At 56.2% G+C, this 26,828-nt stretch carries 20 protein-coding genes and 2 pseudogenes; 6 read left to right on the top strand and 16 right to left on the bottom strand.

Going from position 1 to position 26,828, the window contains the following annotated elements; genetic code table 11:
• Positions 1–87 precede the first annotated feature (87 nt).
• Together malF and malG are read left to right on the top strand one after the other, a co-directional pair.
• Complete coding sequence (malF, locus tag L350_RS00805) at positions 88–1,632, top strand: maltose ABC transporter permease MalF (RefSeq protein ID WP_023299085.1); 1,545 nt, start codon at positions 88–90, stop codon at positions 1,630–1,632.
• 14 nt (positions 1,633–1,646) lie between these two features.
• Positions 1,647–2,537 carry a maltose ABC transporter permease MalG gene (gene malG / locus L350_RS00810; RefSeq protein ID WP_003860332.1) on the top strand — a complete coding sequence of 297 codons (891 nt, stop codon included), beginning with the start codon at positions 1,647–1,649 and terminating at the stop codon, positions 2,535–2,537.
• A gap of 96 nt (positions 2,538–2,633) precedes the next feature.
• Here the strand turns inward: malG and psiE are convergent, their stop codons facing one another.
• The 6 genes from psiE to pgi form a co-directional block, all read right to left on the bottom strand.
• A complete protein-coding gene (gene psiE, locus L350_RS00815; protein ID WP_000202963.1) occupies positions 2,634–3,044 on the bottom strand; it encodes a phosphate-starvation-inducible protein PsiE in 411 nt (136 codons plus the stop codon).
• Between the two features lie 178 nt (positions 3,045–3,222).
• Positions 3,223–5,319 (bottom strand): YjbH domain-containing protein, encoded by a 2,097-nt coding sequence (locus tag L350_RS00820; protein WP_023299084.1) that lies wholly within the window; start codon positions 5,317–5,319, stop codon positions 3,223–3,225.
• Complete coding sequence (locus tag L350_RS00825) at positions 5,319–6,056, bottom strand: capsule biosynthesis GfcC family protein (RefSeq protein ID WP_032627016.1); 738 nt, start codon at positions 6,054–6,056, stop codon at positions 5,319–5,321. Before L350_RS00825 ends, L350_RS00820 begins: the two co-directional genes overlap by 1 nt.
• Positions 6,053–6,691 (bottom strand): YjbF family lipoprotein, encoded by a 639-nt coding sequence (locus L350_RS00830; protein ID WP_003860339.1) that lies wholly within the window; start codon positions 6,689–6,691, stop codon positions 6,053–6,055. Before L350_RS00830 ends, L350_RS00825 begins: the two co-directional genes overlap by 4 nt.
• Positions 6,692–6,754: 63 nt before the next feature.
• Positions 6,755–6,997, bottom strand: a complete 243-nt coding sequence (gene yjbE, locus L350_RS00835; protein WP_003860341.1) for an exopolysaccharide production protein YjbE — start codon at positions 6,995–6,997, stop codon at positions 6,755–6,757.
• Between the two features lie 366 nt (positions 6,998–7,363).
• Positions 7,364–9,013, bottom strand: a complete 1,650-nt coding sequence (gene pgi / locus L350_RS00840) for a glucose-6-phosphate isomerase (RefSeq protein ID WP_022646728.1) — start codon at positions 9,011–9,013, stop codon at positions 7,364–7,366.
• Positions 9,014–9,387: 374 nt separating this feature from the next.
• On the opposite strand from pgi, the gene lysC reads away from it, so the two are divergent.
• The 3 genes from lysC (at position 9,388) to L350_RS00855 (ending at position 12,098) form a co-directional block, all read left to right on the top strand.
• A complete protein-coding gene (gene lysC, locus L350_RS00845; protein WP_022646727.1) occupies positions 9,388–10,737 on the top strand; it encodes a lysine-sensitive aspartokinase 3 in 1,350 nt (449 codons plus the stop codon).
• 93 nt (positions 10,738–10,830) lie between these two features.
• On the top strand, positions 10,831–11,775 hold the full coding sequence (gene panS / locus L350_RS00850; RefSeq protein WP_032627014.1) for a ketopantoate/pantoate/pantothenate transporter PanS: 945 nt from the start codon (positions 10,831–10,833) through the stop codon (positions 11,773–11,775).
• Positions 11,776–11,825: 50 nt separating this feature from the next.
• Entirely contained in the window at positions 11,826–12,098 is a 273-nt protein-coding gene (locus L350_RS00855) for a YjbD family protein (RefSeq protein WP_017382612.1), read from the top strand.
• Here L350_RS00855 and rluF read toward each other — a convergent pair whose 3' ends face one another.
• The 5 genes and pseudogenes from rluF to metH all read right to left on the bottom strand — a co-directional run bounded on the left by rluF (position 12,099) and on the right by metH (position 19,018).
• Positions 12,099–12,971 (bottom strand): 23S rRNA pseudouridine(2604) synthase RluF, encoded by an 873-nt coding sequence (gene rluF, locus L350_RS00860; RefSeq protein ID WP_022646725.1) that lies wholly within the window; start codon positions 12,969–12,971, stop codon positions 12,099–12,101. It lies immediately after the preceding gene.
• Positions 12,972–13,025: 54 nt separating this feature from the next.
• Positions 13,026–13,202, bottom strand: a pseudogene (locus L350_RS00865) (CcdB family protein); the annotation flags it as partial.
• Positions 13,199–13,491: pseudogene (locus tag L350_RS23720) on the bottom strand (type II toxin-antitoxin system CcdA family antitoxin). The pseudogenes L350_RS23720 and L350_RS00865, both read right to left, overlap by 4 nt.
• Before the next feature lie 95 nt (positions 13,492–13,586).
• The gene (locus L350_RS00870) at positions 13,587–15,218 is read right to left on the bottom strand and encodes a Na/Pi cotransporter family protein (protein WP_022646722.1); all 1,632 of its coding nucleotides are present in this window, start codon (positions 15,216–15,218) and stop codon (positions 13,587–13,589) included.
• 116 nt (positions 15,219–15,334) lie between these two features.
• A complete protein-coding gene (gene metH / locus L350_RS00875) occupies positions 15,335–19,018 on the bottom strand; it encodes a methionine synthase (protein WP_032627012.1) in 3,684 nt (1,227 codons plus the stop codon).
• Positions 19,019–19,211: 193 nt separating this feature from the next.
• Between metH and iclR the strand changes: the two genes are divergently transcribed.
• Positions 19,212–20,039, top strand: a complete 828-nt coding sequence (iclR, locus tag L350_RS00880; protein WP_022646720.1) for a glyoxylate bypass operon transcriptional repressor IclR — start codon at positions 19,212–19,214, stop codon at positions 20,037–20,039.
• Between the two features lie 505 nt (positions 20,040–20,544).
• Here the strand turns inward: iclR and aceK are convergent.
• From aceK to L350_RS23715, 5 genes are all read right to left on the bottom strand, one after another.
• The gene (aceK, locus tag L350_RS00885; RefSeq protein WP_032627010.1) at positions 20,545–22,284 is read right to left on the bottom strand and encodes a bifunctional isocitrate dehydrogenase kinase/phosphatase; all 1,740 of its coding nucleotides are present in this window, start codon (positions 22,282–22,284) and stop codon (positions 20,545–20,547) included.
• Positions 22,285–22,334: 50 nt separating this feature from the next.
• Positions 22,335–23,639: an isocitrate lyase gene (aceA, locus tag L350_RS00890; RefSeq protein ID WP_023299080.1), complete on the bottom strand. Its 1,305-nt coding sequence runs from the start codon at positions 23,637–23,639 to the stop codon at positions 22,335–22,337.
• A gap of 31 nt (positions 23,640–23,670) precedes the next feature.
• Entirely contained in the window at positions 23,671–25,272 is a 1,602-nt protein-coding gene (gene aceB / locus L350_RS00895) for a malate synthase A (RefSeq protein ID WP_032627008.1), read from the bottom strand.
• 270 nt (positions 25,273–25,542) lie between these two features.
• Entirely contained in the window at positions 25,543–26,472 is a 930-nt protein-coding gene (gene metA, locus L350_RS00900) for a homoserine O-acetyltransferase MetA (protein ID WP_022646716.1), read from the bottom strand.
• A gap of 177 nt (positions 26,473–26,649) precedes the next feature.
• Positions 26,650–26,828 (bottom strand): integrase core domain-containing protein (locus tag L350_RS23715; protein ID WP_144300347.1); only part of this gene is annotated, 179 nt, incomplete at its 5' end.

Below are 26,828 nucleotides of genomic sequence, written 5' to 3'. Positions count from 1 at the left end.
CGCCCTACGACTACGGCACGATCCGTAGGTCAGGTAAGCGCAGCGCCACCTGACGATAAGTTTCCACCGTTGTAGAGGAAGAACCCCATGGATGTCATTAAAAAGAAACGCTGGTGGCAAAGCGACGCACTGAAGTGGTCAGTGATAGGTCTGCTGTGCCTGCTGGTGGGTTACCTTGTTGTTTTAATGTACGTGCAAGGGGAATACCTTTTTGCCATCATGACGCTGATTTTAAGCTCGGTTGGCCTGTATATTTTCGCCAACCGTAAAGCGTATGCCTGGCGCTATGTCTACCCCGGTGTTGCCGGGATGGGGCTGTTTGTCCTCTTTCCGCTGATCTGCACCATCGCGATTGCCTTTACTAACTACAGCAGCACCAACCAGCTCGCGCAGGAGCGTGCCACTCAGGTGCTTCTGGATCGTTCTTATCAGGCGGGTAAAACCTTTAACTTCGGCCTGTATCCTGCGGGAGATGAGTGGAAGTTAGCGCTCACTGACGGTGAGAGCGGCAAAAACTATCTTTCCGACGCGTTCAAATTTGGCGGCGAGCAGAAGCTGGTCTTAAAAGAGGCCGCGGCCTTGCCAGAAGGTGAACGTGCCAACCTGCGTATCATCACTCAAAATCGCCAGGCGCTGACCCAGCTCACCGCTGTGCTGCCCGATGACAGCAAAGTAACCATGAGCTCGCTGCGCCAGTTTTCCGGCACGCAGCCGCTTTATACTCTGGCGGATGACGGCACGCTGACCAACAACCAGAGCGGCGTAAAATACCGCCCGAACAACGATATCGGTTTCTATCAGTCGGTGAATGCCGACGGCAGCTGGGGCGACGACAAGCTCAGCCCGGGCTATACCGTTACCATCGGCTGGGATAACTTTACCCGCGTGTTTACCGACGAAGGCATCCAGAAACCGTTCTTCGCCATCTTCGTCTGGACGGTAGTCTTCTCCATCCTGACCGTGATCCTGACCGTGGCCGTGGGCATGGTGCTGGCCTGTCTGGTCCAGTGGGAATCCCTGAAGGGCAAAGCGATTTACCGCGTGCTGCTGATTCTGCCGTACGCCGTGCCGTCGTTCATCTCGATTCTGATTTTCAAAGGGTTGTTTAACCAGAGCTTCGGTGAAATCAACATGATGCTGAGCGCGCTGTTCGGCATCAAACCGGCCTGGTTCAGCGACCCGACCACCGCTCGCTCGATGATTATCATCGTGAACACCTGGCTCGGTTATCCGTACATGATGATCCTGTGCATGGGGCTGCTGAAGGCCATCCCGGACGACCTGTACGAAGCCTCGGCGATGGACGGCGCGGGTCCGTTCCAGAACTTCTTCAAAATTACCCTGCCGCTGCTCATTAAGCCGCTGACGCCGCTGATGATTGCCAGCTTCGCCTTTAACTTTAACAACTTTGTGCTGATTCAGCTGTTGACCAACGGCGGTCCGGACCGTCTCGGCACCACCACGCCGGCAGGCTATACCGACCTGCTCGTGAGCTACACCTACCGTATCGCCTTCGAAGGCGGCGGCGGTCAGGACTTCGGTCTGGCGGCAGCGATTGCAACCCTGATCTTCCTGCTGGTGGGCGCCCTGGCGATCGTGAACCTGAAAGCTACACGTATGAAATTTGACTAAGGAGGGCACTGAACATGGCTATGGTACAACCCAAATCTCAGAAACTGCGCCTCCTCGCGACGCACTTAGGCCTGCTGATTTTCATCGCGGCGATCATGTTCCCGCTGCTGATGGTTATCGCCATCTCCCTGCGTTCGGGGAACTTCGCCACCGGGAGCCTGATCCCGGATGAAATCTCCTGGGAGCACTGGAAACTCGCGCTGGGCTTCAGTGTGGAACACGCGGATGGCCGCGTCACTCCACCGCCGTTCCCGGTGCTGCTGTGGCTGTGGAACTCGGTAAAAGTGGCGACCATCACTGCCATCGGCATCGTGACGCTCTCCACCACCTGTGCTTACGCCTTCGCCCGTATGCGTTTCCCGGGCAAAGCGACGCTGCTGAAAGGGATGCTGATTTTCCAGATGTTCCCGGCGGTGCTGTCACTGGTGGCGTTGTATGCCCTGTTTGATCGTCTGGGCCAGTACGTGCCGTTTATCGGCCTGAACACCCACGGCGGCGTGATCTTCGCCTATCTTGGCGGCATCGCCCTGCATGTGTGGACCATCAAGGGCTATTTCGAAACCATCGATGGTTCACTGGAAGAAGCCGCCGCGCTGGATGGCGCCACCCCGTGGCAGGCGTTCCGTCTGGTGCTGCTGCCGCTGTCGGTGCCGATTCTGGCGGTGGTGTTCATCCTGTCGTTTATCGCGGCGATCACCGAAGTACCGGTCGCCTCTCTGTTACTGCGCGATGTGAACAGCTACACCCTGGCCGTCGGTATGCAGCAATACCTCAACCCGCAAAACTACCTGTGGGGCGACTTTGCCGCGGCGGCCGTCCTCTCTGCCATCCCGATTACCGTGGTGTTCCTGCTGGCCCAGCGCTGGCTGGTCAACGGCCTGACGGCGGGCGGTGTGAAAGGTTAAGTTTCATCTGTTATGCCACTGCAACCCTCAACTTTAGACGTATTGTATTGAACCAACTTGTGACTGTTGTTAGGCGCTCTTCGGAGCGCCCTTTTTTTATTCGCGTTTCAGCCGCTTTGAGTTGCACAGCCAGAGGGTGATCACCAGCAGCAGGATCGCCGCCGAGTAGATCAGCACGTCGAGCGGGGATTTATGATCGACGATGATCAGCCGCACAATGGCGGTGATGCCAATGTAGACAAAATAGCGCAGCGGGAAGTGAAAGCCGGACTGAAAGTACTTCACAATCAGGGCGATAAATTCAAAGTAGAGAAAGTAGACCACCAGGCCTTCCACCAGCGCGTATTTGCTGGTTTGCTCAGGTGCGAACAGCACATCCGCCAGATGCACCGTCTCTTTACCCAGAAACACGACCAGGATCAGGCCAAGGCTCAGCAGACCGAGGTTCAGCACGGTCTGGAGTATCGTTGAGATAAACTCAACACGCGGACGAGTCAGGGATGTCATACAGCACCTCATTCTCCAGGGCGAGGTTCCTGTATAACGCAAAAATGTGACGGGGATCTATATTTTTTGTTTATGTTTTGTCCACATGAACATTCTTGCCGGGCGGCACTGCGTTTGCCCGGCCTACAAAAATACTCTCGTAGGCCCGGTAAGCGCAGCGCCACCGGGCAAACAAGCATCAGCGGAAGTTAATGTTCTTATCGCTGGTCATATCATACAGCTGGAACTTACGTCCAAGCTGCTGACCGCCGTCGCGCGTCAGCGGCGTCCAGCCCACTGCCGCACGGCTGCGGGTTGGGCCTGACGAGAACAGATCCAGCGGAATCGACACGTACACCCCTTTGGTGAAGTCCCCTTCCCCGTACTCGTCTGGCGAAACGTTGGTGATGGTGGCATAACCGCCTACCACAACGCCGCTGTCGAAGTGTTTGGAGATATCCAGCGTGCCGCCCTTATCGCCCGCCAGGTACTGCCCGACGCTGGCTTTCACCAGCACATCCTGTGCGAACGACGGCGTCCAGTAGGCGGTCAGGTGGCCGGTTTTGACACTGTAGTCGGTGAACTTCATCATGTCCTGCGCGCTGCGCCAGTCACGCTGTTTCACGTAGTTGGCATCAATCCCAAACGCCCAGTTGCTGTCGACGGGACGATAAAGCACCTCCGCCCCCGCGCCGCCGAACATGGTTTCCAGATAGCCACCGTAAACCTGGCCGTAGAAGCCGTTACCGAAGTACTGGAAGTAGTTGGCCTGCAGGTTATTCACGTAGATATCGTTCTGCACATATTCGCGAACGCGGGTACGCACGCGCGGCAGTTTTGAATCGTTCGGCGGGTTGGTGTAGTTAAATTTGTCGTAGTTGTTGGCAAGGTTGCCGAACAGACTACCGGTGGTCAACAGGTGGTCGGTCACCCACAGATCCGCCGTCGCCATCGCGCCCAGCTGATACATGTAGAAGTTTTCCGGCCCACCTACGGACTGGTTCAGCACCGGATCGATATGGAAATCGAAGCGGGATTTATCGATATACCAGCCCTGCTCGGTGCTCTCTGGCACCACCGGCTCAACGCGTTTTTGCACCAGCTCGGTTTCATGTCCCAGCGGTTCGCCTTCAAGATGACGCTTAAGGCTGGCAACATCGGTTTCAGTGGTGACCTGCGGCAGGTTGAGACGGTTCTCCGTCACGCGGATCGTGCGGATCCCCTCCGGCAGATCGTTCATGACGATCCGGTTGGCGCGCTCGATCCCTTCGCGGGAGTCGCGGTATTTTACCTGCTCGCCGGTGACGTACAGCGTATCGCCTTTGGTCTGGATCTTCGGATCCGCCAGGCCCGCGTTATATTTCAGCAGCGTCAGCTGGTTCGCTACCACGGAGTGCTGAATGATCGCATCCTGCGGCTCCGGCTGGTATTTGGGCCGCGGATTGTCATTGTAGCGCGGCCGCATGTCGTTAAAGTTGGTGCGCAGCGTAAAGCCAAACATCAGGGTATTACCGCGCTCATAGCTGAGGTTAACGTCGGCCCAGTCGGTGACGCGGTAAATGGCGCCGACGTTAAACTTGCTCTTCTGCTCAATCTTGCCGGCAAAATCTTCGCTGTAGTTATTGCCTTCGTACTCCAGCTTCAGGCGCAGCGGCTGCCATGGCGTTTGATACTCTACGCCTCCAAACAACGAGGCCGGGCCGTGGAACATCTGGTCGCCGTTGATGGAACCCGCTTTTTTATAGCTGTTATCGCGGTAGCAGTATTTGTCGCTGTAGGTACAGAACGGGTTGGTTACGTTGCCGCTGGTGCCGAGGTAGCCCCAGCCAAGACCCAGCGAGAAATCAAACGGTCCCCAGGCTTTGCTGGCAACGATGTATTCCGCATCAAACAGGCCGGTCCCGCCAATGTCTTTCGCCCCGACGGAGACCTGCGGCATCCAGTAGCTCTCTTCCCACAGGCGCAGCTTCACGTCGAAGGCTTTGTCTTTATAGGTCTGATCGCCGGAGAAGGCGTCCACGCTGCTGTACTGTTTTGTACGCACGTCGGTGTAGCGCAGCGTGGTCTCCAGCCAGGGGAACAGCTGCACGGACGCAGAGTAGTAACGGTACTGATCGTTATCGCGATAGTTAAGGCTGATTTCCCCTTCGCGGGCCATACGCGCGGTCGGGGTTTGCAGTAAGCCCACGCCGCCAAAATCGGACTGCGACGGGCCGATGGGTGCCGGATACGTTTCTGCATGACAGGCGGCACTCACGCACAGTGCAAGCATGCTGTAGAGATAGGTTTTTTTCATTATTCCGGTATCCGCTGTATCAGGGAGCGAAGGATATCGGCATTAAGCCCGTCATACGCTTTCGTCCAGAAATGGTCGGCAAAACCGACAAAAATGATGCTGCCTGGCATAGGTTCGATATGGCGTTTATTCCAGTAAGCCACCGGCGCTTTTTGCGTATGCCCGTCCGGATAGACCACCCAGGCATAGCTGTTATCCGCACCGCTGAGCAAGCTTTGCTCGTCGAGATAGCTCACGACGTCCCGGCCCGGCGTAAACGACTTTTTGCCAGGGCTGCTGATAAGCCCCATCACGGTGACGGTGGAAGGCTGAGCCGGCAGCCACAGGGTATAGTCCCCTTCCAGCGACGGATTGCCGTTTTCGGCGACGCGCACCTCATCCGGATCGAGATTCACCTTCTGGCGACCCGTCACCTTAACCGCCTGAAGCTGCTGACGCAGGCTAGTAATGGCCGCGGCATCGTCAGCATCTTCCTGTTGTGCCAGCCCGCTCAGTCGGGCGAGCAGCGACTGATGTTTTTGTTCCGCTACAATCGTCGCCTGACGCTCGCTGATAACCGCCCCGGTCCACCAGCTTTTCGCCAGCCTCGGCTGCCCCACCAGATCGAGCAGATGCCCGGCATTGGTTAAGGTTTTAGGTTTTTCGCTGTCCGGGGTGTAGACCTGTACCGTTCCCGCAGACCACGCCAGCGGCGAGGCCAGGCTGGCGAGAAGCGCAACGTGAATGAACATTTTCATGATTTCGCCGCCTTGATCAGGGTGGTCTTCACCGGGAAGAAACCGGCACCGAGATACTGTAAGGACTGGCGGATTTGCCCCTCTTCGTCCACCCAGAAGCGGTTATGCCAGGTGGCCTGATCGGTTGTCACCTCTTCATCCAGCACGCGCACCTGTGTTTCGTCGCTGCCCACTTTGACGCTGTCCGTACCATCCCAGCGGAAGGTGGAGCGGGCCGTGGCGTAGCGCACCTGTTTGTGCTCGGTCCAGCCCATTGTGCGCGTCCAGCTTGCGCCATCGACGATCTGATTCGGCTTGATGAGCGGATCTTCAGCCAGGTTGTTTACCTCAAGCAGGTTGTCGCCGCCGAGCAACGTTTTCACGATTCGGGAATGCTGAGTCACGATGGTAGCCTGATCCTGCGTCACCCATTTCTGCTGCCCGTTTTCATCGAAAGCGAGCACCACAAACAGTTGCGGACCATCGTTTAGCTGCATGTACTGGCTGGCATACGGCATGTTCTGAAGTTCGTCATCGGTCAGATGCACGCCCGGCGTGCCGAACATGCTGTCCCACAGTGAGTGGCCCAGCCCTTTGGTGGTAGCTGAGCACGCCTGCAATAGCAGGCAAATCAGGATGATTGCAGGTCGCTTCACGACTCTTCTCCGAAGGGGCGAAATAACCACACCGAAGTGTGGTTATGATTAAAACACCCGGTATTACTGGGTGCTGGTCGTCGTAGTGGTCGTGGTTCCGGTATTGGAGCCATCACCGCCACCGGTTGCCGCCAGCGCGACACCCACGGCTGAACTTACGGCGCTGGTGCTGGCTGCGGTAGAACTCCCCGCAGACGCAGACGTCGCTGCCGACCCTGCTGCTTCCCCGACCTGGACCGGAGCTGCATAGACAGACGTCGCCGCAAGCGCAGATATGGCAAAAATGCCATACAGTACTTTCTTCATAACAATTTCCCTTCAATGAATGAATGGAGATTTGCCCGAAAAGAAATTCAGGCGGATTCGAGTATACACAACTAAAGCAGTGGGTTTACCGTGGGGGTAAATAGGGATGAGGTTTTCAGACTAATGGTTAAAAATGAAAAGAAAAAATAATTATTGAAATAGATAACCATTCATTATCAAACAGTTATAATATAAACCCATTAAAGTATCACTCCGTATTTTCTTAAAATAACCCTCAGCAATTAACGGGGTAACCGTGTTTTTCGGATTAAACTCAGATTCAGAATTTGAGATAACTAACAGACATCAGGAATTATCCGATAAAAAAATGCCGGCATATCGCCGGCATTGTTCATGACATATTTATTACGCACGCCATGCTTTATAACGGTTAATCAGACCATTGGTGGAGCTGTCGTGGCTGTCGATTGCTTTATCGTCACCCAGCTCTGGCAGAATGCGGTTTGCCAGCTGTTTGCCCAGCTCAACGCCCCACTGGTCAAAGGTGAAGATGTTCAGAATAGCGCCCTGAGTGAAGATCTTGTGCTCGTAGAGGGCAATCAGCGCGCCCAGGCTGAACGGCGTAATTTCACGCAGCAGAATGGAGTTAGTTGGACGGTTGCCTTCGAACACTTTGAACGGCACGACGTGTTCCAGCGTAGCCGGATCTTTACCCTGGTCACGGTACTCCTGCTCAACCACCTCGCGGGATTTACCGAACGCCAGCGCTTCGGTCTGGGCGAAGAAGTTAGACAGCAGCTTCGGATGGTGGTCGGACAGCGGGTTGTGCGTAATCGCCGGGGCGATGAAATCGCACGGTACCATTTTGGTGCCCTGATGGATCAGCTGGTAGAACGCGTGCTGACCGTTGGTGCCCGGCTCGCCCCAGATGATTGGGCCAGTCTGATAATCCACCGCGTTACCGTTACGGTCAACGTACTTGCCGTTGGATTCCATGTTGCCCTGCTGGAAGTAGGCCGCAAAGCGGTGCATATACTGGTCGTACGGCAGAATCGCTTCGGTTTCAGCGCCGAAGAAGTTGTTGTACCAGATCCCGATCAGCGCCAGCAGCACCGGCAGGTTTTTCTCAGGCGCGGTGGTGGAGAAGTGTTTGTCCATCGCGTGCGCGCCGGAGAGCAGCTCAACGAAGTTGTCGAAGCCGACGGACAGGATGATGGACAGACCGATCGCAGACCACAGTGAGTAGCGGCCACCCACCCAGTCCCAGAATTCAAACATGTTCGCAGTATCAATACCGAACTCACCTACCGCTTTACCGTTGGTGGACAGCGCCGCGAAGTGTTTCGCCACGTGCTTTTCGTCGCCCGCGGTTTTCAGGAACCAGTCGCGCGCGCTGTGGGCGTTGGTCATGGTTTCCTGAGTGGTGAAGGTTTTAGACGCCACCAGGAACAGCGTGGTTTCCGGGTTCACCTTTTTCAGCACTTCAGCGATGTGAGTCCCATCGACGTTGGACACGAAGTGCATGTTGAGATGGTTTTTGTACGGGCGCAGCGCCTCGGTCACCATAAACGGGCCGAGGTCAGAGCCGCCGATACCGATGTTTACGACGTCGGTGATCGCTTTCCCGGTGTAGCCTTTCCACTGACCTGAGATGATCGCTTCAGAGAAGGTTTTCATCTTTTCCAGCACCGCGTTCACTTCCGGCATCACATCTTTGCCGTCAACGATAATTGGAGTATTGCTACGGTTGCGCAGCGCCACGTGCAGCACGGCACGGTCTTCGGTGCGGTTGATCTTCTCACCGGAGAACATGGATTTGATGGCATCTGCCAGCTCAGTCTCTTTCGCCAGATCTTGCAGCTTCGCCAGCGTCTCTTCGGTGATACGGTTCTTAGAGAAATCCACCAGCATCAGGTCATCGAAGGTGGCGGAAAACTTGCTGAAACGATCGGCATCTTTCGCGAACAGATCCGCGATAGTGACGTCTTTCATTTCATCAAAATGTTTCTGTAGTGCCTGCCATGCAGCGGTCTGCGTTGGGTTGATGTTTTTCATAGCAATACTCTTCTGATTTGAGAATTGTGACTGCGGTCGATTGTAGCGCCTGCAAATAAAAATTGTGATGGTTTTTATGCCATTGCCCTGGTCTGCATCAAACGCAGGTGAAAAGACCCGAAAAGTATAGCTGCTGTCGCGCCCTTCCGGCGTGGCGAAATGTTGGTCAAAAAGGGGTAAAAAGGAGCATAAAATATGGGCCTGTTATAAGTCCTGTTTCTGAGGGGTACCCCCCCATGAAAAATCCGCATAATCCCAGCATTGACAGGACCTCCCCCGCATTTTATTTATAGGGCCGTATTTTGCGCCTGCACCTGTTCTCGCTTCATTCTTGTGCCAAGGTCGCTCTATTCATTCCCTGACACGAGGTTGTTATGACGAGTTTTGTGGTCGCCAAGTTTGGCGGCACCAGTGTGGCAGACTACGCTGCCATGAACCGCAGCGCCGATGTGGTGCTGGCCGATCCGAATACCCGCCTGGTGGTGCTCTCCGCCTCAGCCGGCGTGACGAACCTGCTGGTTTCTTTGTCTGAAGGACTGGAAGCGACCGAGCGTTTCGTGAAGCTGGATGCACTGCGCAAAATTCAGTTCGACATCCTTGAGCGTCTGCAAAACCCGAACGTCATTCGTGAGGAAGTGGAACGCCTGCTGGAAAATATCACTACCCTGGCAGAAGCCGCTTCACTGGCAACCTCTACCGCCCTAACCGATGAACTGGTCAGCCACGGCGAACTGATGTCCACCCTGCTATTCGTTGAGATCATGCGCGAGCGCAATATTCAGGCGCAGTGGTTCGACGTGCGTAAAGTAATGCGCACCAGCGACCGCTTTGGCCGCGCCGAGCCGGACGTGGAAGCGCTGGCCGAGCTGACCAACCAGCAGCTTGCCCCGCGTCTGGATGAAGGCATAGTGATCACCCAGGGCTTTATCGGCAGCGAAGCCAAAGGGCGCACAACCACGCTGGGCCGTGGCGGCAGCGACTATACCGCCGCCCTGCTGGGTGAAGCCCTGCATGCCACCCGCGTGGATATCTGGACGGACGTGCCGGGCATTTACACCACCGACCCGCGCGTGGTCTCTGCGGCAAAACGCATTGACGTGATCGCCTTTGAAGAAGCGGCTGAAATGGCCACCTTCGGCGCGAAAGTGCTGCATCCGGCCACGCTGCTGCCCGCCGTGCGCAGCGACATTCCGGTCTTCGTTGGCTCCAGTAAAGATCCAAAGGCGGGCGGGACGCTGGTCTGCAAGAAAACCGAGAACCCGCCGCTGTTCCGCGCGCTGGCCCTGCGTCGTAAGCAGACGCTGGTTACCCTGCACAGCCATAATATGCTGCACTCCCGCGGATTCCTGGCGGAAGTGTTTGGCATCCTGGCGCGCCACAATATCTCTGTAGATTTGATTACCACTTCCGAAGTGAGTATTGCGCTGACGCTCGACACCACCGGTTCAACCTCAACGGGTGATACCCTGCTGACGCAGTCGCTGCTGATTGAGCTTTCCGAGCTGTGCCGCGTGGAGGTGGAAGAAGATCTGGCGCTGGTTGCCATCATCGGTAATAAGCTGTCGCGCGCGTGCGGCGTGGGCAAAGAGGTGTTCGGCGTGCTCGACCCGTTCAGCATCCGCATGATTTGCTACGGCGCGTCCAGCTACAACCTCTGCTTCCTGGTCCCTGCCGATCAGGCCGAGCAGGTTGTGCAGAAACTTCATCAGAATTTGTTTGAATAAAATTCGTTAGCACGATAAACATTATCCATAAGCCGGGCACAGACCCGGCTTTTTTATAACAAAACAACACGACAATACTGCAAGGAATTCACTATGCTCTCCGCTATCACCCGGCTGTTCCCGTTATGGGCGCTGCTGCTCTCCGTACTCGCGTATTACACTCCCACCACGTTCACGGGCATTGGTCCGTGGGTCACCACGCTACTGATGCTGATTATGTTCGGCATGGGCGTGCATCTAAAAATTGACGATTTCAAACGCGTGCTGTCTCGCCCGGCACCGGTTGCCGCAGGGATTTTCCTGCACTACCTGGTGATGCCGCTCGCGGCCTGGCTGCTGGCGATGGCCTTTAAGATGCCGCCCGACCTTTCCGCCGGGATGGTGCTGGTGGGGAGCGTCGCCAGCGGCACGGCATCTAACGTCATGATCTATCTGGCGAAAGGCGACGTGGCGCTCTCCGTCACTATCTCTTCCGTTTCCACGCTGGTGGGCGTGATTGCCACGCCGCTGTTAACCCGCCTGTACGTGGACGCGCATATCCAGGTGGATGTGATGGGCATGCTGCTCAGCATTCTGCAAATCGTGGTAATCCCGATTGCGCTGGGACTGGTGATCCACCATCTCTTCCCGCGGGTGGTGAAAGCGGTTGAGCCGTATCTGCCCGCGTTTTCGATGATCTGCATACTGGCCATTATCAGCGCCGTGGTAGCCGGTTCCGCATCGCACATTGCTTCGGTGGGCTTTGTAGTGATCGTCGCGGTTGTGCTGCATAACACCATTGGTCTGCTGGGCGGGTACTGGGGTGGAAAGCTGTTTGGTTTCGACGAATCCACCTGCCGCACGCTGGCGATCGAAGTGGGGATGCAGAACTCTGGCCTGGCGGCGGCGCTGGGTAAAATTTACTTCTCACCGCTGGCGGCGCTACCGGGAGCGCTGTTCTCCGTCTGGCACAACCTGTCCGGTTCGCTGTTAGCAGGGTACTGGTCCGGTAAGCCGATTGATGACCAACCGAAAAAAGATGCGGTGAAACAGGGTTAATTGAGCCGGCTTGCTTTACACTGAAGCCTCCCCATCAGGAGGCTTCAGCAATGGCTACACCACGTTTGACCCAGAAAGACATGACCGAAGCCGAGCAGCGCGAACTTAAAACGCTTCTCGACCGCGCCCGCATCGCGCATGGCCGCACGCTGACGAACGCCGAAACCAATCAGGTTAAAAAAGAGTACATCGATAAGCTGATGGCGCAACGTGATGCCGCGGCGAAAAAAGCCCGCAAGCTGAAAAAAGAGCAGGCGTATAAACCCGACGCAGAGGCGACTTTTTCCTGGTCCGCCAGCACATCAACCCGTGGAAGGCGCTAATCAGCGCCCTTTCTTTTTGCGCCCCGGCTGGGTAAAGCGTTTTCCGTTGCCCGGCTTGCCTCGCCCTTTCTCTTCCGCCTGCGGTGCCTTCACCACCGGACGCTTAATCGCCTGCGTTTTCGGTTTGGCTTTAGCTTTCGGCTTCGCTTCGGACGAGGAGTTCTCGATAAGTTTGAACAGCTCGATCAGCTCATCATCCGTTAAGTCACGCCACTCGCCCAGCGGGATGCCAGACAGGCTGACGTTCATGATGCGCGTGCGTTCCAGCTTCGTCACTTCATAACCGAAGTACTCGCACATGCGGCGGATCTGGCGGTTCAGGCCCTGAACCAGCGTGATGCGGAACGCGAACGGTGCTTCTTTTTTGACTTTACACTTCTTCGTCACGGTGCCCAGAATCGGCACGCCAGCGCCCATTCCGCGGATAAACTCGTCCGTCACCGGCTTGTTCACCGTCACGATGTACTCTTTCTCGTGGTCGTTACCGGCACGCAGAATTTTGTTGACCAGATCGCCGTGGTTGGTGAGGAAAATCAGCCCCTGAGAGTCTTTATCCAGACGGCCAATCGGGAAAATGCGGCTGCTGTGGTTCACGAAATCAACAATGTTGTCCCGCTCGCCATCTTCCGTGGTGCTGACAATCCCAACCGGTTTGTTCAACGCGATAAACACCAGGTCTTCGGCATCACGCGGTTCGATGACCTGACCATTCACTTTCACCACATCGCCAGGTACCACCTGATCGCCAATGGTGGCGCGTTTGCCGTTAAGAAACACGTTACCCTGTTCAATGTAACGGTCAGCCTCGCGACGTGAGCAGATCCCGCTCTCGCTAATGTATTTGTTTAATCGGGTTGATTGAGTTGGCAGCATAGTTTCTCCTGTGAAGGGCGAAATATACCTTACCTTGCGCCTGACAAAAAAGTCCTAGTAACCGCTGATCAGAAAATCGAGTGCATCCCGCAATGAAGCACTGCTGTTAGTAAGATCGGCAACGCGTTCACCTAACTCTTTTAGCGATATGCCTGCCATCATGTGCATCATCACCACGCAGGGTTTTCCCGCGACCTCAACGACGGGAGCGACCAGTACATGCTTCATCAGAACGACCTCTGAAAGTCACTAAAGGAGCCGTTTTCATCAACCCACTGGTTAATGGCGTCAATAGAAGCTTTATTTCTTCAAGCCACTCTGCGCGCCGATGTTCACGAAATTGCTCCTGCAAAGCCGCCGTTAGCACGGCAGAAAGGTTAAGTTTAAGCCTTCGCGCCTCTTCAAGGATGTCCGGCGACAGGGAAACATTCACTGATTTTTTAATGCTATTAGCACCGCGCATGAGAACCCCCATTGGAATGCGCATGAACTGGCGAAGTGTAGCGTAATAATTGAGCACTTCCTATTCCCTTAAAAATGTAAGGGTTGAAGAATAAATTGCTCTTTATGGGGAGTCACGCCTCACAAAACCGTTTTGCGAGGCGCTTTCAGAGATTAATACTCATCCCGCTCATCGTCTTCATCCGGCTGCTCCATCACGCTGTATGCCACCGCACAGAACAACGAGTTAAGACGCTTCATATCTCCCAGCAGCCCCAGGTGCAGGGAGCTGGTTTCGATACTCTGCACGTTCTGCTGGTGCAGACGCTCAACGTGGGCGTGCGAGTAGCGCCGGTTGAGGATGCGGAAACGGTGCTTGTTGCGGCGCAGGCGGCGCGCGCTCGGCACGTCGCTGGAGAAGAAGACCGACATCGCCAGCTTCAGGTTGCTGACCAGCTGTTCGTGGAGCGCTTCCAGCTCCTTCAGCCCTTCGACAGAAAACGCCCGACGTGCGGCCAGGGATTTGTCTGCGATTTCACTGCCCATACGCTCGACAATATCCGAAGCCTGCTCCAGGTTAAGCGACATCTCAATGATTTCCGCCCAGCGGCGCGACTCCTCTTCCGCCAGCTCGTCCTGCGGGATCCGCGCCAGATAGAGCTTGATGGCGGTATACAGCACGTTGATATCGTCCGCCAGCCTGCGCAGCTCTTTTTCTTCGCGCGGCTCGCCGTGCATCACCTTTTGCAACCCTTCCAGCATGGTTTCCATCGCGTCACCCATGCGCAGCGTTTCGCGGGCGGCATTGGCGATAGCCAGCGCGGGCGTGTCCAGCACCGAGGTGTCCAGATGCTTCGGTTTAAGGCGCGCGTCCAGCTCCGGTTCATCACGAATTAGCCGCTCGCAGAAGCGGGCCATCGGCGCGGCAAACGGCACCATCGCCAGACAGCGTACCAGGTTGTAGAAGACGTGGAAGTAGATCACCAGCTCCGCTTTCGGCAGAGAGAGGTTGTCCATCAGGTTCGCCAGCGGGTGCACAAACGGCAGAATGATCAGGCTACCCACCAGCTTGAAGAGCAAACTCCCCAGTGCCACCCGGCGGGCGGCAGCATTGGCTGCGCTGTTGTTGAGCATCGCCAGCAGGCCAGAGCCAAGATTCGCACCGATGACCAGGCATAGCGCCACCGGGAAAGAGATCGCGCCCGCAGCGGTTAAGGTCGCCGTCAGGAGGACCGCTGCCAGGCTGGAGTAGCTGACAATGGCAAACACCGCGCCGATCAGCGCATCCAGCATAATATCGCCGGTTAACGAGGCGAAAATGACCTGCACACCGTTGGCCTGGGTGATCGGCGTGACAGCCTGCACAATCAGCTCCAGCGCCAGCAGGATCAGCCCGAGGCCAATACCGACGCGGCCAAGCTGCCCGGCACGGCTTTGCTTACGACCGAGGAAGAAAATGACGCCGATAAAAATCAGCAGCGGCGACAGCCAGGAGAGATCGAAGGTCAGGATACGTGCCATCAGCGCGGTACCGACGTCGGCGCCAAGGACAATCACCAGCGCCGGGGCGAGCGCCACCAGATCCTGCGCCACGAACGAGGTGACGAGCATAGTGGTGGCGTTGCTGCTTTGCACCAGCGCCGTGACGCCAATACCCGCACAGAAGGCGAGCGGCTTCTTCTCAACGCTGCCGCTGAGAACGGTACGTAAACGTGCGCCAAACACGCGCATCACGCCGGTACGAACGATATGGGTGCCCCATACCAGCAGTGCGACTGCGGAGAGCAGGTGTAACAACGTCAACACAGTGGGTTTTCCTCCTTATCGTTATTCATTTTCCTTAGGTTCAGTATAAGGGTTTAAACGTAAGAAAGAGACAAGGCACCATAGCGGTGCCCTGTTTGTTGTAAGGAAAAGTGACGTTAGTCTGCGTCGTAGCCTAAATTCGGCGCTAGCCAGCGTTCCACCTCTGACACGCTCATGCCTTTTCGCAGGGCGTAGTCTTCAATCTGATCCCGCTGAAGCTGTGCCACGGCGAAGTACTTGCTGTCCGGGTGGCTGAAATACCAGCCGGAAACGGACGCGCCCGGCCACATGGCGAACGACTCGGTAAGTTTCATGCCGGTATGCGCTTCCACGTCGAGCAGTTTCCAGATAGTGCCCTTCTCGGTGTGTTCCGGGCAGGCCGGATAGCCGGGTGCCGGACGAATGCCCTGGTAGTTTTCGCGGATCAGCTCCTCGTTGCTGAGATTCTCATTCGCGGCGTAGCCCCAGTGCACCTTACGTACGCGCTCGTGCAGATACTCGGCAAAGGCTTCCGCCAGGCGATCGGCAATCGCTTTCACCATGATTTTGTTGTAATCATCGTGCTGTGCGTCGTACGCGTCCGCCAGCGCGTCTTCTTCCAGACCGCCGGTCACCGCAAAGGCGCCGATATAGTCGGCTTTACCGGAGAGTTTCGGTGCGACGAAATCCGCCAGGCAGTAGTTGGCAAAGCCCACTTTCTCGGTTTGCTGGCGCAGATGGTGGCTCACGGCCAGCACATGGGTGCGGGTTTCATCGCGGTAAATTTCTATGTCGTCGCCCACGCGGTTCGCCGGGAACAGCCCCACCACGCCGCGCGGGTTGAGGGCTTTCTCTGCGCTCAGTCTGTCGAGCATATCGTTGGCATCTTTAAACAGGCGTTTCGCCTCTTCGCCTACTACCTCATCTTCAAGAATGCGCGGATATTTGCCCGCCAGCGACCAGGTCATGAAGAACGGCGTCCAGTCGATGTAGTTACGCAGCGTTTCGATGCTGGCCGTCACCTCCTGCACGCCCAGACGGTGCGCGACCGGCGGCGTATAGCTGGACCAGTCGAACGCCAGATCGTTATCGCGCGCCGCCTGAAGCGAAACCGGCGGCGTGCGCGGTTTCTTACGTCCATGCTGAATGCGGACGGTTTCATACTCTTTGCGGGTGCGGGCGACAAAGTCATCGCGCTGGGTGTCAGACAGCAGCGCGGAGACCACGCCCACGGTGCGCGAGGCGTTTTGGACATACACCGTCGGCCCACTGTAGTTCTGCTCGATTTTCACTGCGGTGTGGGCTTTCGAGGTGGTTGCCCCGCCAATCAGCAGTGGAATAGTGAAGCCCTGGCGCTCCATCTCTTTTGCCACGTTGACCATTTCGTCCAGCGACGGCGTAATCAGCCCGGAAAGACCAATCAGATCCGCATTCACTTCGCGAGCGGTCCTGAGGATTTTATCCGCCGGGACCATCACGCCAAGATCGATAATTTCGTAGTTATTGCATTGCAGTACCACGCCGACAATGTTTTTGCCGATGTCGTGTACGTCGCCCTTCACGGTGGCAATGACCATCTTACCGTTACTGGAGCCCTTCTCTTTGCTGGCTTCGATAAACGGCTCAAGATAAGCCACGGCCTGCTTCATGACGCGGGCGGATTTCACCACCTGCGGCAGGAACATTTTGCCCTCGCCGAACAGATCGCCGACCACGTTCATGCCGTCCATCAGCGGCCCTTCGATCACTTCAATCGGACGGGCTGCCTGCTGACGCGCTTCCTCGGTATCCTGCTCAATGAACTCAGTAATGCCTTTTACCAGCGAGTATTCCAGACGCTTTCTCACATCCCAGGAACGCCATTCGGCCTGCTGAACGTTGGCTGATTCGTCAGCTTTACTGCCGCGGTATTTTTCCGCCAGATCCAGCATGCGTTCGGTGGCGTCGTCGCGACGGTTGAGGATCACATCTTCTACTGCGTCGCGTAGTTCTGCGGGCAGGTCGTCGTAAATCGCCAGCTGTCCGGCGTTAACGATCCCCATGTCCATCCCGTTGCGGATGGCATAGTAGAGGAACACGGCATGGATGGCCTCACGCACCGGGTCGTTGCCGCGGAACGAGAACGAGACGTTCGACACGCCGCCGGAAATTAGCGCATGCGGTAGCTCGCGTTTGATGTCTTCACACGCGCCGATAAAGTCCTGGGCGTAGTTGTTGTGCTCTTCAATGCCGGTTGCGACAGCAAAGATGTTCGGGTCGAAAATAATGTCTTCCGGCGGGAAGCCCACCTCTTCGGTCAAAATTTTGTACGCCCGGCGGCAAATCTCAATTTTGCGCTCGCGGGTATCGGCCTGGCCCACTTCATCGAAGGCCATCACCACCACGGCGGCCCCGTAGCGACGCACCAGCTTCGCGTGGTGGATAAAGGTATCGACGCCCTCTTTCATTGAGATGGAGTTAACGATGCCTTTGCCCTGAATGCACTTCAGCCCCTTTTCGATGACGTCCCATTTGGAGGAGTCAATCATGATCGGCACGCGGGCGATATCCGGCTCACCGGCAATCAGGTTGAGGAAACGCACCATCGCCGCTTCGGCGTCGAGCATCCCCTCGTCCATGTTGATATCGATGATCTGCGCCCCGCTCTCCACCTGCTGGCGGGCAACGTCCAGCGCTTCGCTGTACTTCTCTTCTTTGATCAGGCGCTTGAACTTCGCAGAACCGGTCACGTTGGTACGTTCACCCACGTTCACAAACAGGCTGTCGTCGCCGATGGTCAACGGCTCAAGGCCGGACAGACGGCAGGCTACCGGAAGCTCGGGTAACTTGCGCGGTGCAAGCCCGGCGACGGCGCGGCTCATGGCGGCGATGTGCTCCGGCGTGGTGCCGCAGCAGCCGCCGACGATGTTGAGGAAGCCAGATTCGGCCCACTCGCGGATTTGCGCCGCCATGGTGTCGGCATCCAGATCGTACTCACCGAACGCGTTCGGCAGACCGGCGTTCGGGTGGGCGGTGACGTAGCACTCTGCGATGCGCGAAAGCTCCTGCACGTACTGGCGCAGCTCGTCCGGCCCCAGCGCGCAGTTCAGGCCGAAGGAGAGCGCTTCGGCATGGCGCAGAGAGTTATAAAACGCTTCGGTTGTCTGGCCGGAAAGCGTGCGCCCCGAGGCATCGGTGATGGTGCCGGAAATCATGATCGGCAGGTCAACTCCCAGCGCCTCGAACTCCTCTTTCACCGCGTAAATTGCAGCTTTGGCGTTGAGAGTGTCGAATACGGTTTCAATCAGGATCAGATCGGAACCGCCTTCCACCAGCGCTTTAGTGGACTCACGATACGCGGCCACCAGTTGGTCAAAGGTGATATTGCGGAAGGCTGGATCGTTCACGTCCGGAGAAATCGACGCGGTGCGGTTGGTCGGGCCCAGCACCCCGGCAACATAGCGCGGCTTGTCCGGCGTGCGGGCCGTCCACTCGTCGGCGCAAGCGCGCGCCAGTTTCGCCGCTGCAAAGTTGATCTCCGCCGACAGGGATTCCATCTGGTAATCCGCCATGGCGATGGTTGTCGAGTTGAAGGTGTTGGTTTCTACAATATCCGCACCCGCTTCGAAGTAGGCGTTGTGGATATCCCTGATGACAGAGGGTTTGCTCAACACCAGCAGGTCATTGTTTCCTTTCAGGTCACAAGGCCAGTCGGCAAAGCGCTCGCCACGGAAATCGTCTTCACTCAGACGATAGCCCTGGATCATGGTGCCCATGCCGCCGTCCAGCACCAGAATTCGTTCATTTAACTGCGCACGCAGTTGCTCTACTTTGCTGCTCACACTTGCTCCCGACAACGTTCAACATGGCCAAAAGGCTGCGTTCCATACTGGCATAATCTCTAAGGGTCGAAAAGTCACACAGCGGTAACATGAGACATGTTCACTATCACTCCTCCGATCAGTCAGGAAAGCGGTTGCAAAACCACCAAATAAAACGAAAATGATTTCCACGATACAGAAAAAGGAGTTCGTCATGGTTACGACCGTTCCCGCTAAACGCGGCAGAAAACCTGCTGCAACCACCGCTGCACAACCTGGCGGACAGGTTCAATCCCTGACGCGCGGCCTGAAGCTGCTGGAATGGATAGCCGAATCGCATGGTAGCGTGGCCCTGACGGAGCTGGCGCAGCAGGCTGGCCTGCCGAACTCCACCACTCACCGCCTGTTAACCACCATGCAGCAGCTGGGCTTCGTACGTCAGGTGGGCGAGCTGGGTCACTGGGCGGTTGGCGCGCATGCCTTTATCGTTGGCAGCAGCTTCCTGCAAAGCCGCAACCTGCTGGCGATTGTCCACCCGATTCTGCGCAAGCTGATGGAGGAGTCCGGCGAGACGGTAAACCTGGCCGTGCTGGATCAGAGCGATCATCAGGCGATTATCATCGACCAGGTGCAGTGTACGCAGCTGATGCGCATGTCCGCACCGATTGGCGGCAAGCTGCCGATGCATGCCTCTGGCGCAGGGAAAGCGTTTCTCTCGCAGCTTAGCGAAGAGCAGGTGACGGGTCTGCTGCACCGTAAAGGTCTGCACGCCTACACCCACGCCACCCTGGTGTCGCCGGTGCATCTGAAAGAAGATCTGGCTCTGACCCGCAAGCGCGGCTATTCGTTTGATGACGAAGAACATGCCCTCGGGCTGCGCTGCCTCGCGTCCTGTATTTTCGACGAACACCGCGAGCCGTTTGCCGCCATCTCCATCTCCGGGCCGATTTCACGTATGACCGACGACCGCGTCACCGAGCTGGGTGCGCTGGTGATTAAGGCCGCAAAAGAGGTGACGCTGGCGTATGGTGGGATTCGCTAGGATTGAGAGCGGTCTGGTGCCCTCACCCCGGCCCTCTCCCACAGGGCTGAGGGTTCCCCACAAATTAATGCGAGCACTGAGCAATCCCCTCGCCCCTCCGGGGAGAGGGTTAGGGTGAGGGGAACATACGGCGGTGGTGGTCATTCCGTTCACTTTATGTTCCTTGCTACTCTGTAACGACATGACCGGTGAACGTGCCAGGGTGGCTCAGTCGCCACCACCCTGGCGACCCGGGCTCCCGGCGGAAAATCGCCGCTTCGCGGTGCCCTCGGCTTATTCCTTCCGGCTTATCGGGTACGGGCGGAGGCAACGTCCCTGTAAAGCCGCCCTCTCGGCGCATCCCTGCGCCTCGCCCCGGCCTGCAGGAAACGCCTCAGCGATTTACAGCCGGACCAGGGCATCGCTGACAGCCCTCAGTCATTTAGAAAGCAACTTTATTGCTTCTGCATAAAAAAATTACTGGGGAACCCTCAGCCCACAGGGAGAGGGAGAAAACATGATGCCCTTACCCTGCGGGAGAGGGAGAAAAGCGGATGCAAAACCGCTGCTTGCGGCGGTAAGCGTAGACATCTTCCACGTGCCCGTTTTTAATCCGCGTTTGCAGCCCGCGCCAGTAGCTGGCGCGGAACAGATCGGCATGCATCTCTTCAAATAACGGCCCGATGCGTGGGTCCGCACACAGCCAGTGGCGAAACTCCTCCGGAAACACATCGCCCGGCGATACGCTGTACCACGGCTCGCTGGACAGTTCATCTTCCGGGTAGCGCGGCGGCGGGATATCGCGGAAGTTCACCTCGGTCATGTAGCAAATTTCATCGTAATCGTAGAACACCACCCGCCCGTGACGGGTGACGCCGAAGTTTTTAAACAGCATATCCCCGGGGAAAATATTGGCAGCGGCGAGCTGGCGGATGGCGTTGCCGTACTCTTCGATGGCATCACGTAAAGCCTGGCCCTCTGACTGTTCCAGCCAGATATTTAGCGGCACCATACGGCGCTCAATGTAGAGATGGCTGATCGCAATCTTATCGCCAAGATCGGTAATTTTCGACGACGCTTCCTGCATGAGTAGCGTCATTAGCGCCGGATCGATCTGCTGCTTATCCAGCACAAAGTTTTCAAACTCCTGGGTATCGGCCATTCGCCCGACGCGATCGTGCTCTTTTACCAGCTGATAGCAGGCACGGACGTGGGCTGCGGTCATCTCTTTCTGCGGGGCGAATTTATCCTTAATCACCTTAAACACCCGATCAAAGCCCGGCAGCGTGAAGACCAGCATCACCATGCCGCGGATACCCGGCGCTTCGATAAACTGCTCATCAGCCGTGGTGACATAACGCAGGTATTCCCGATAACTCTCCGTTTTGGCATGCTTCTGACAGCCAATCGCCATATACAGCTCGGCAGTGGTTTTGCCCGGCAGGATCTCGCGCAGCCACTCCACCAGGGCGGCGGGCAGCGGGGCGTAGACCATGAAATAGGAGCGGGCGAAGCCAAATACGATACTCGCCTCAGCGCTGGTAGTCAGGCAGGTATCGACAAACAGTTCGCCGTCGTCGGTACGGTGAATGGGCAGCAGAAACGGCACGATGGCTGTCGGCGTAACCAGTTTACCCACCAGCCAGGCGGCCTTATTGCGGTAGAAAAGCTCGTTGGCAACCTGCAAATGGCTGCGGCTGAGCACCGCCTCGCCGAAGGTTTCACTGAGATACGCGTGGATATAGCCGATATCCCGGGGTTTATTCTGCCACGGCAGGCGCAGCGGCAAATCCGTTAAGACGCGGTGCAGGAGCTTTTCCCAGCCGCGATCGGGAAAGAAATCTTTCGCCAGCGGACGCGGAATGGTACGGAAGCGTCGCTCGGGCTGGGAGCTGAAGATAAATAACCGCTCAGGAGATAATGAGCGGTGGTCAAATAACCGGCAATAGACGGAGTTGAAAAAGCTCTCCGCAATCTCGAAGCGCGGGTAGTCGGGTAACAGATGGGTGTAATGCTCTTTCACGCGCAGTAAAAATTCCGCATCCGGGCTTTTACCGTCGGTGATACAGCGCAGTTGTTCCACCACCAGACCTACGTGGTGATCATAGAGATGGATACGCTGCTTCATGGCCTGCTGAACCGCATGCCAGTCGGCGTGCTCAAAACGCTGTTGCGCGCCGGATGTGACTTCCAGAAAGCGGCCATACTGGGCATCGAAGCCCTGCAAAATAGTTTGGGCTATCAGTAATTCCAGACCACGCGACATATATTCCCCCTCACCCCAACCCTCTCCCCGAGGGGGGAGAGGGGGAAAGATCAGAACTGTGCTTCTTCCGTTGAGCCCGTTAATGCCGTGACGGAGGAAGTCCCGCCCTGAATAATTGTGGTCACATTATCGAAGTAGCCGGTTCCCACCTCCTGCTGGTGCGAAACGAAGGTATATCCCTCTTTACCCGCCGCAAATTCTGGCTGCTGTACCTTCTCAACATAGTGCTTCATGCCTTCGCCCTGTGCGTAGGCATGCGCCAGGTCGAACATGTTGAACCACATGCTGTGGATACCCGCCAGGGTGATGAACTGGTACTTGTAGCCCATATCCGACAGCTGCTGCTGGAAGCTGGCGATGGTCGTGTCGTCCAGATTTTTTTGCCAGTTGAAGGACGGTGAACAGTTATAGGCCAGCAGCTTGCCCGGATATTTCGCATGAATCGCATCGGCAAAGCGCTTCGCCAGCGCCAGATCCGGCGTGGAGGTTTCACACCAGACCAGGTCGGCGTAAGGGGCATACGCCAGGCCGCGGCTGATCGCCTGTTCAATACCGGCATGCGTGCGATAGAACCCTTCGCTGGTGCGTTCGCCGGTAATGAATTCGCTGTCGTACGGGTCGCAGTCAGAGGTGATCAGGTCCGCTGCGTCCGCATCGGTACGGGCAATGACCAGCGTCGGCACGCCGAGCACGTCAGCAGCCAGACGCGCGGCAACCAGCTTCTGGATCGCTTCCTGAGTTGGCACCAGCACTTTCCCGCCCATATGCCCACACTTCTTCACCGACGCCAGCTGATCTTCAAAGTGTACGGCCGCTGCACCGGCCTCAATCATCGATTTCATCAGCTCAAAGGCGTTCAGCACGCCGCCGAAACCGGCTTCCGCATCGGCGACGATCGGCAGGAAATAATCAGTAAAGCGCGGATCGTGGGGCTCGATGCCCGCCGCCCACTGGATCTGATCCGCACGGCGGAAGGTATTGTTGATCCGATCTACCACTGACGGCACCGAGTTCGCCGGATAAAGAGATTGATCCGGATACATGCTGGAGGCCAGGTTAGCATCCGCCGCGACCTGCCAGCCGGAAAGATAGATAGCTTCAATGCCGGCCTTCGCCTGCTGCAATGCCTGACCGCCAGTCAGTGCGCCGAGGCTGTTGATATAACCTTTTTTAGACCCCCCGTGCAGCAGATCCCACATTTTCGCCGCGCCGTTCTGCGCCAGCGTACACTCCGGGTTAACCGAGCCGCGTAACTTCACCACTTCCTCTGCGCTGTACGGACGGCGAATGCCTTCCCAGCGCGGTTGGGTCCACTCTTTTTGTAACTCTTCGATCTGTTGGGTACGGGTTTTCATGTGCAGATGCTCCATATTGTTATGTGGTGAATTACGCCAGGAAGCGGTAGCCCGGCAGGGTCAGGAAGTCGATTAAGTCATCAGAGGTGGTGATTTGCTCCATCAGGCGCGCAGCGTCATTAAAACGCCCGCTGCTGAAGCGGTGCTCGCCCAGTTCGTCCTGGATGACCCGCATCTCTTCGGCCAGCATCTGACGGAACAGGGCTTTGGTGACCGGTTTGCCGTTGCTGAGCGTTTTTTGATGATGGATCCACTGCCAGATGGAGGTACGTGAAATTTCCGCCGTGGCGGCATCTTCCATCAGACCGTAGATCGGCACGCAGCCGTTGCCGGAGATCCATGCCTCGATGTACTGCACGGCGACGCGAATATTGGCGCGCATGCCCTCTTCCGTACGCTCGCCCGCACACGGCGCAAGCAACTGTTCTTCTGCGATTGGCGCATCGTCTTCAAGGGTGACAAACAGCTGGTTTTTGTTGTCGCCGAGTACGCGGTTGAAGACCTCCATCGCCGTGTCGGCCAGACCGGGGTGGGCAATCCACGTCCCGTCGTGGCCGTTACGGGCTTCCAGTTCTTTATCGGCTTTTACCTTGTTGAGCACCTGGTTGTTACGCTCTGCGTCTTTGCTCGGGATAAACGCCGCCATACCGCCCATCGCAAAGGCGCCGCGTTTGTGGCAGGTCTTAATCAGCAGGCGCGAGTAGGCGCTGAGGAAGGGTTTATCCATGGTGACAACCTGACGATCCGGCAATACCCGGTCGGCATGGTTTTTCAGGGTTTTGATGTAGCTGAAGATGTAATCCCAGCGGCCGCAGTTCAGGCCCACAATATGGTCACGCAGCGCATGGAGGATCTCATGCATCTGGAATACGGCTGGCAGGGTTTCAATCAGCAGCGTGGCCTTAATGGTGCCGCGCGGCAGGCTGAAGCGGTCTTCTGCGTAGCTGAAGACTTCACTCCACCACGCCGCTTCCTGCCAGGACTGGGTTTTCGGCAGATAGAAATAGGGGCCGCTGCCTTTCGCCAGCAGGTTCTTATGGTTGTGGAAGAAGTACAGCGCAAAGTCGAACAGGCTGCCCGGAATCGCTTCTCCGCGCCACGTAACGTGTTTTTCTGGCAAATGCAGACCGCGTACGCGGCAGATCAGCACCGCCGGATTCGGTTTGAGCTGGTAAATTTTACCGGCTTCGTTGGTATAGCTGATGGTGCCGTTGACGGCGTCGCGCAGGTTGATCTGCCCGTCGATAACTTTCTGCCAGTCCGGCGCGAGGGAATCTTCGAAGTCCGCCATAAATACTTTGACGTTGGCATTCATGGCGTTAATCACCATTTTGCGCTCTACCGGGCCGGTGATCTCTACGCGACGATCCTGTAAATCTTCAGGGATTCCGCGAATTTTCCATTCACCATGACGAATGGAAGCGGTTTCCGAAATAAACCCTGGCAACTTGCCGTTATCGATCTCCTGCTGTTGATGAATGCGTGCCGCCAGCAGTTTATTACGCTGTGGCGTAAAGCGAGTCACCAGTTCAGTCAGAAACTCTACCGCTTCTGCCGTCAAAACTTGCTGTTCTTGCTCACCATTCGGCTGGGTAAAGGTCAGTTCATCGACCGTTGTTGCCTGTTGAGTCATCGTTCTGCTCCTCATCAAAGATCCAAAATCACGCCCCCGATGCGAGCGAAAGATCGTTGTTTAGTTTTCGCTCAGCAGAATTAAGACTATCTATAATTTTTCCAAAATCAAAAACAATTTCCATTTTAATTCATATCCAATTACAACTGTATGATTAATATGGGATTAAAGTTTTTCACGATGTTGAGTTGGTTTTCGGAAATAAAAAAGGCACCTTAAGGTGCCTGATCTGAATAGCTGAAACGCTTTAGGATCGTTTAATGCAGACGATTACTCCAGCGTCGGATTCATGTGGCGCAGATCGTACGGCGTAATCTGGTAGACGTAATAGTTGAGCCAGTTAGTGAACAGCAGATTTCCGTGACTACGCCAGGTTGCCCGAGGCGTGTTTTGCGGATCGTTTTTCGGGAAATAGTTGTACGGGACATCCGGATTCAGACCCGCTTCAACGTCACGAAAATACTCTGACGCGAGGGTATGCGGATCGTACTCAGGATGGCCGGTAACGAACGCGATGCGTTTGTCTTTACTAGCGAACAGGTAGGCATCGCCGTCTTCCGTTTCGGCCAGGATTTCCAGGTCGGTATAATCGCGGATCAGCTGTGCCGGAAAATCGGCGTATCGAGAATGCGGAGCCAGGAAAGTGTCATCGAAACCACGCGTCAGCAGCGCATGCGGGTGAAGAATGTGGTGTTCGTATACGCCAGAAAGTTTGTCGCTGCGGGTTTGCTTGGGAATGCCATAGAGGATATTCAGCGCGGCCTGTACCGCCCAACAGACAAATAAGGTGGACGTGACGTGATCTTTTGCCCACTCCAGCACCTGCCTGATTTGTGGCCAGTAGGCAACGTCATTAAATTCCACCAGACCCAGCGGTGCGCCGGTGACGATCAGTCCATCGAAATTCTCATCGCGAATATCTTCAAAATTACAGTAGAAGTTATTCAGATGCTCAGCAGGCGTGTTGCGTGACTCACGGGCGTCAATGCGCAGCAGCTGGATATCAACCTGAAGCGGAGAGTTGGAGAGCAAACGCAGGAACTGGTTCTCCGTTTCGATCTTTTTTGGCATCAGATTGAGAATAAGCACCTTCAGCGGGCGAATTTCCTGACCTGTCGCACGCGAAGCCGTCATGACGAAGACATTCTCTTCACGCAAGAAATTGACGGCTGGTAGCTCGTCCTGCACCCGAATCGGCATAACCTTAAATCCTCACAACATACGTATAAACGTTTAGACATCCAGACAGCTAACGATACCCAGAAACAGGCTTAATGTCGAGTCTGCAAGCGAAAGGTGAGAAAGTTTCAAGGAGGGAAAGCATGTAGGGCGGGTAAGGTGGGGCCACTGACCTGCCCCCACGATTAGATACAACACTCAGTTAGTAACGTCGGAATCTTCATTCTCAGAATGACCCTTTCTCCAGCCCGCTGCAAATTCAGACGGTGTCTGATAATTCAGCGTGGAGTGCGGGCGGCATTCGTTATAATCCTGCCGCCAGTCATTAATAATTTTCCTGGCATGAACGATATCGCTGAACCAGTGCTCATTCAAAC

The organism is Enterobacter sp. MGH 4, from assembly GCF_000534735.1.
Lineage (GTDB): Bacteria > Pseudomonadota > Gammaproteobacteria > Enterobacterales > Enterobacteriaceae > Enterobacter > Enterobacter intestinihominis.
Note: the sequence above shows the minus strand (reverse complement) of the source record. Positions and strands in the feature narration are given on the sequence as shown.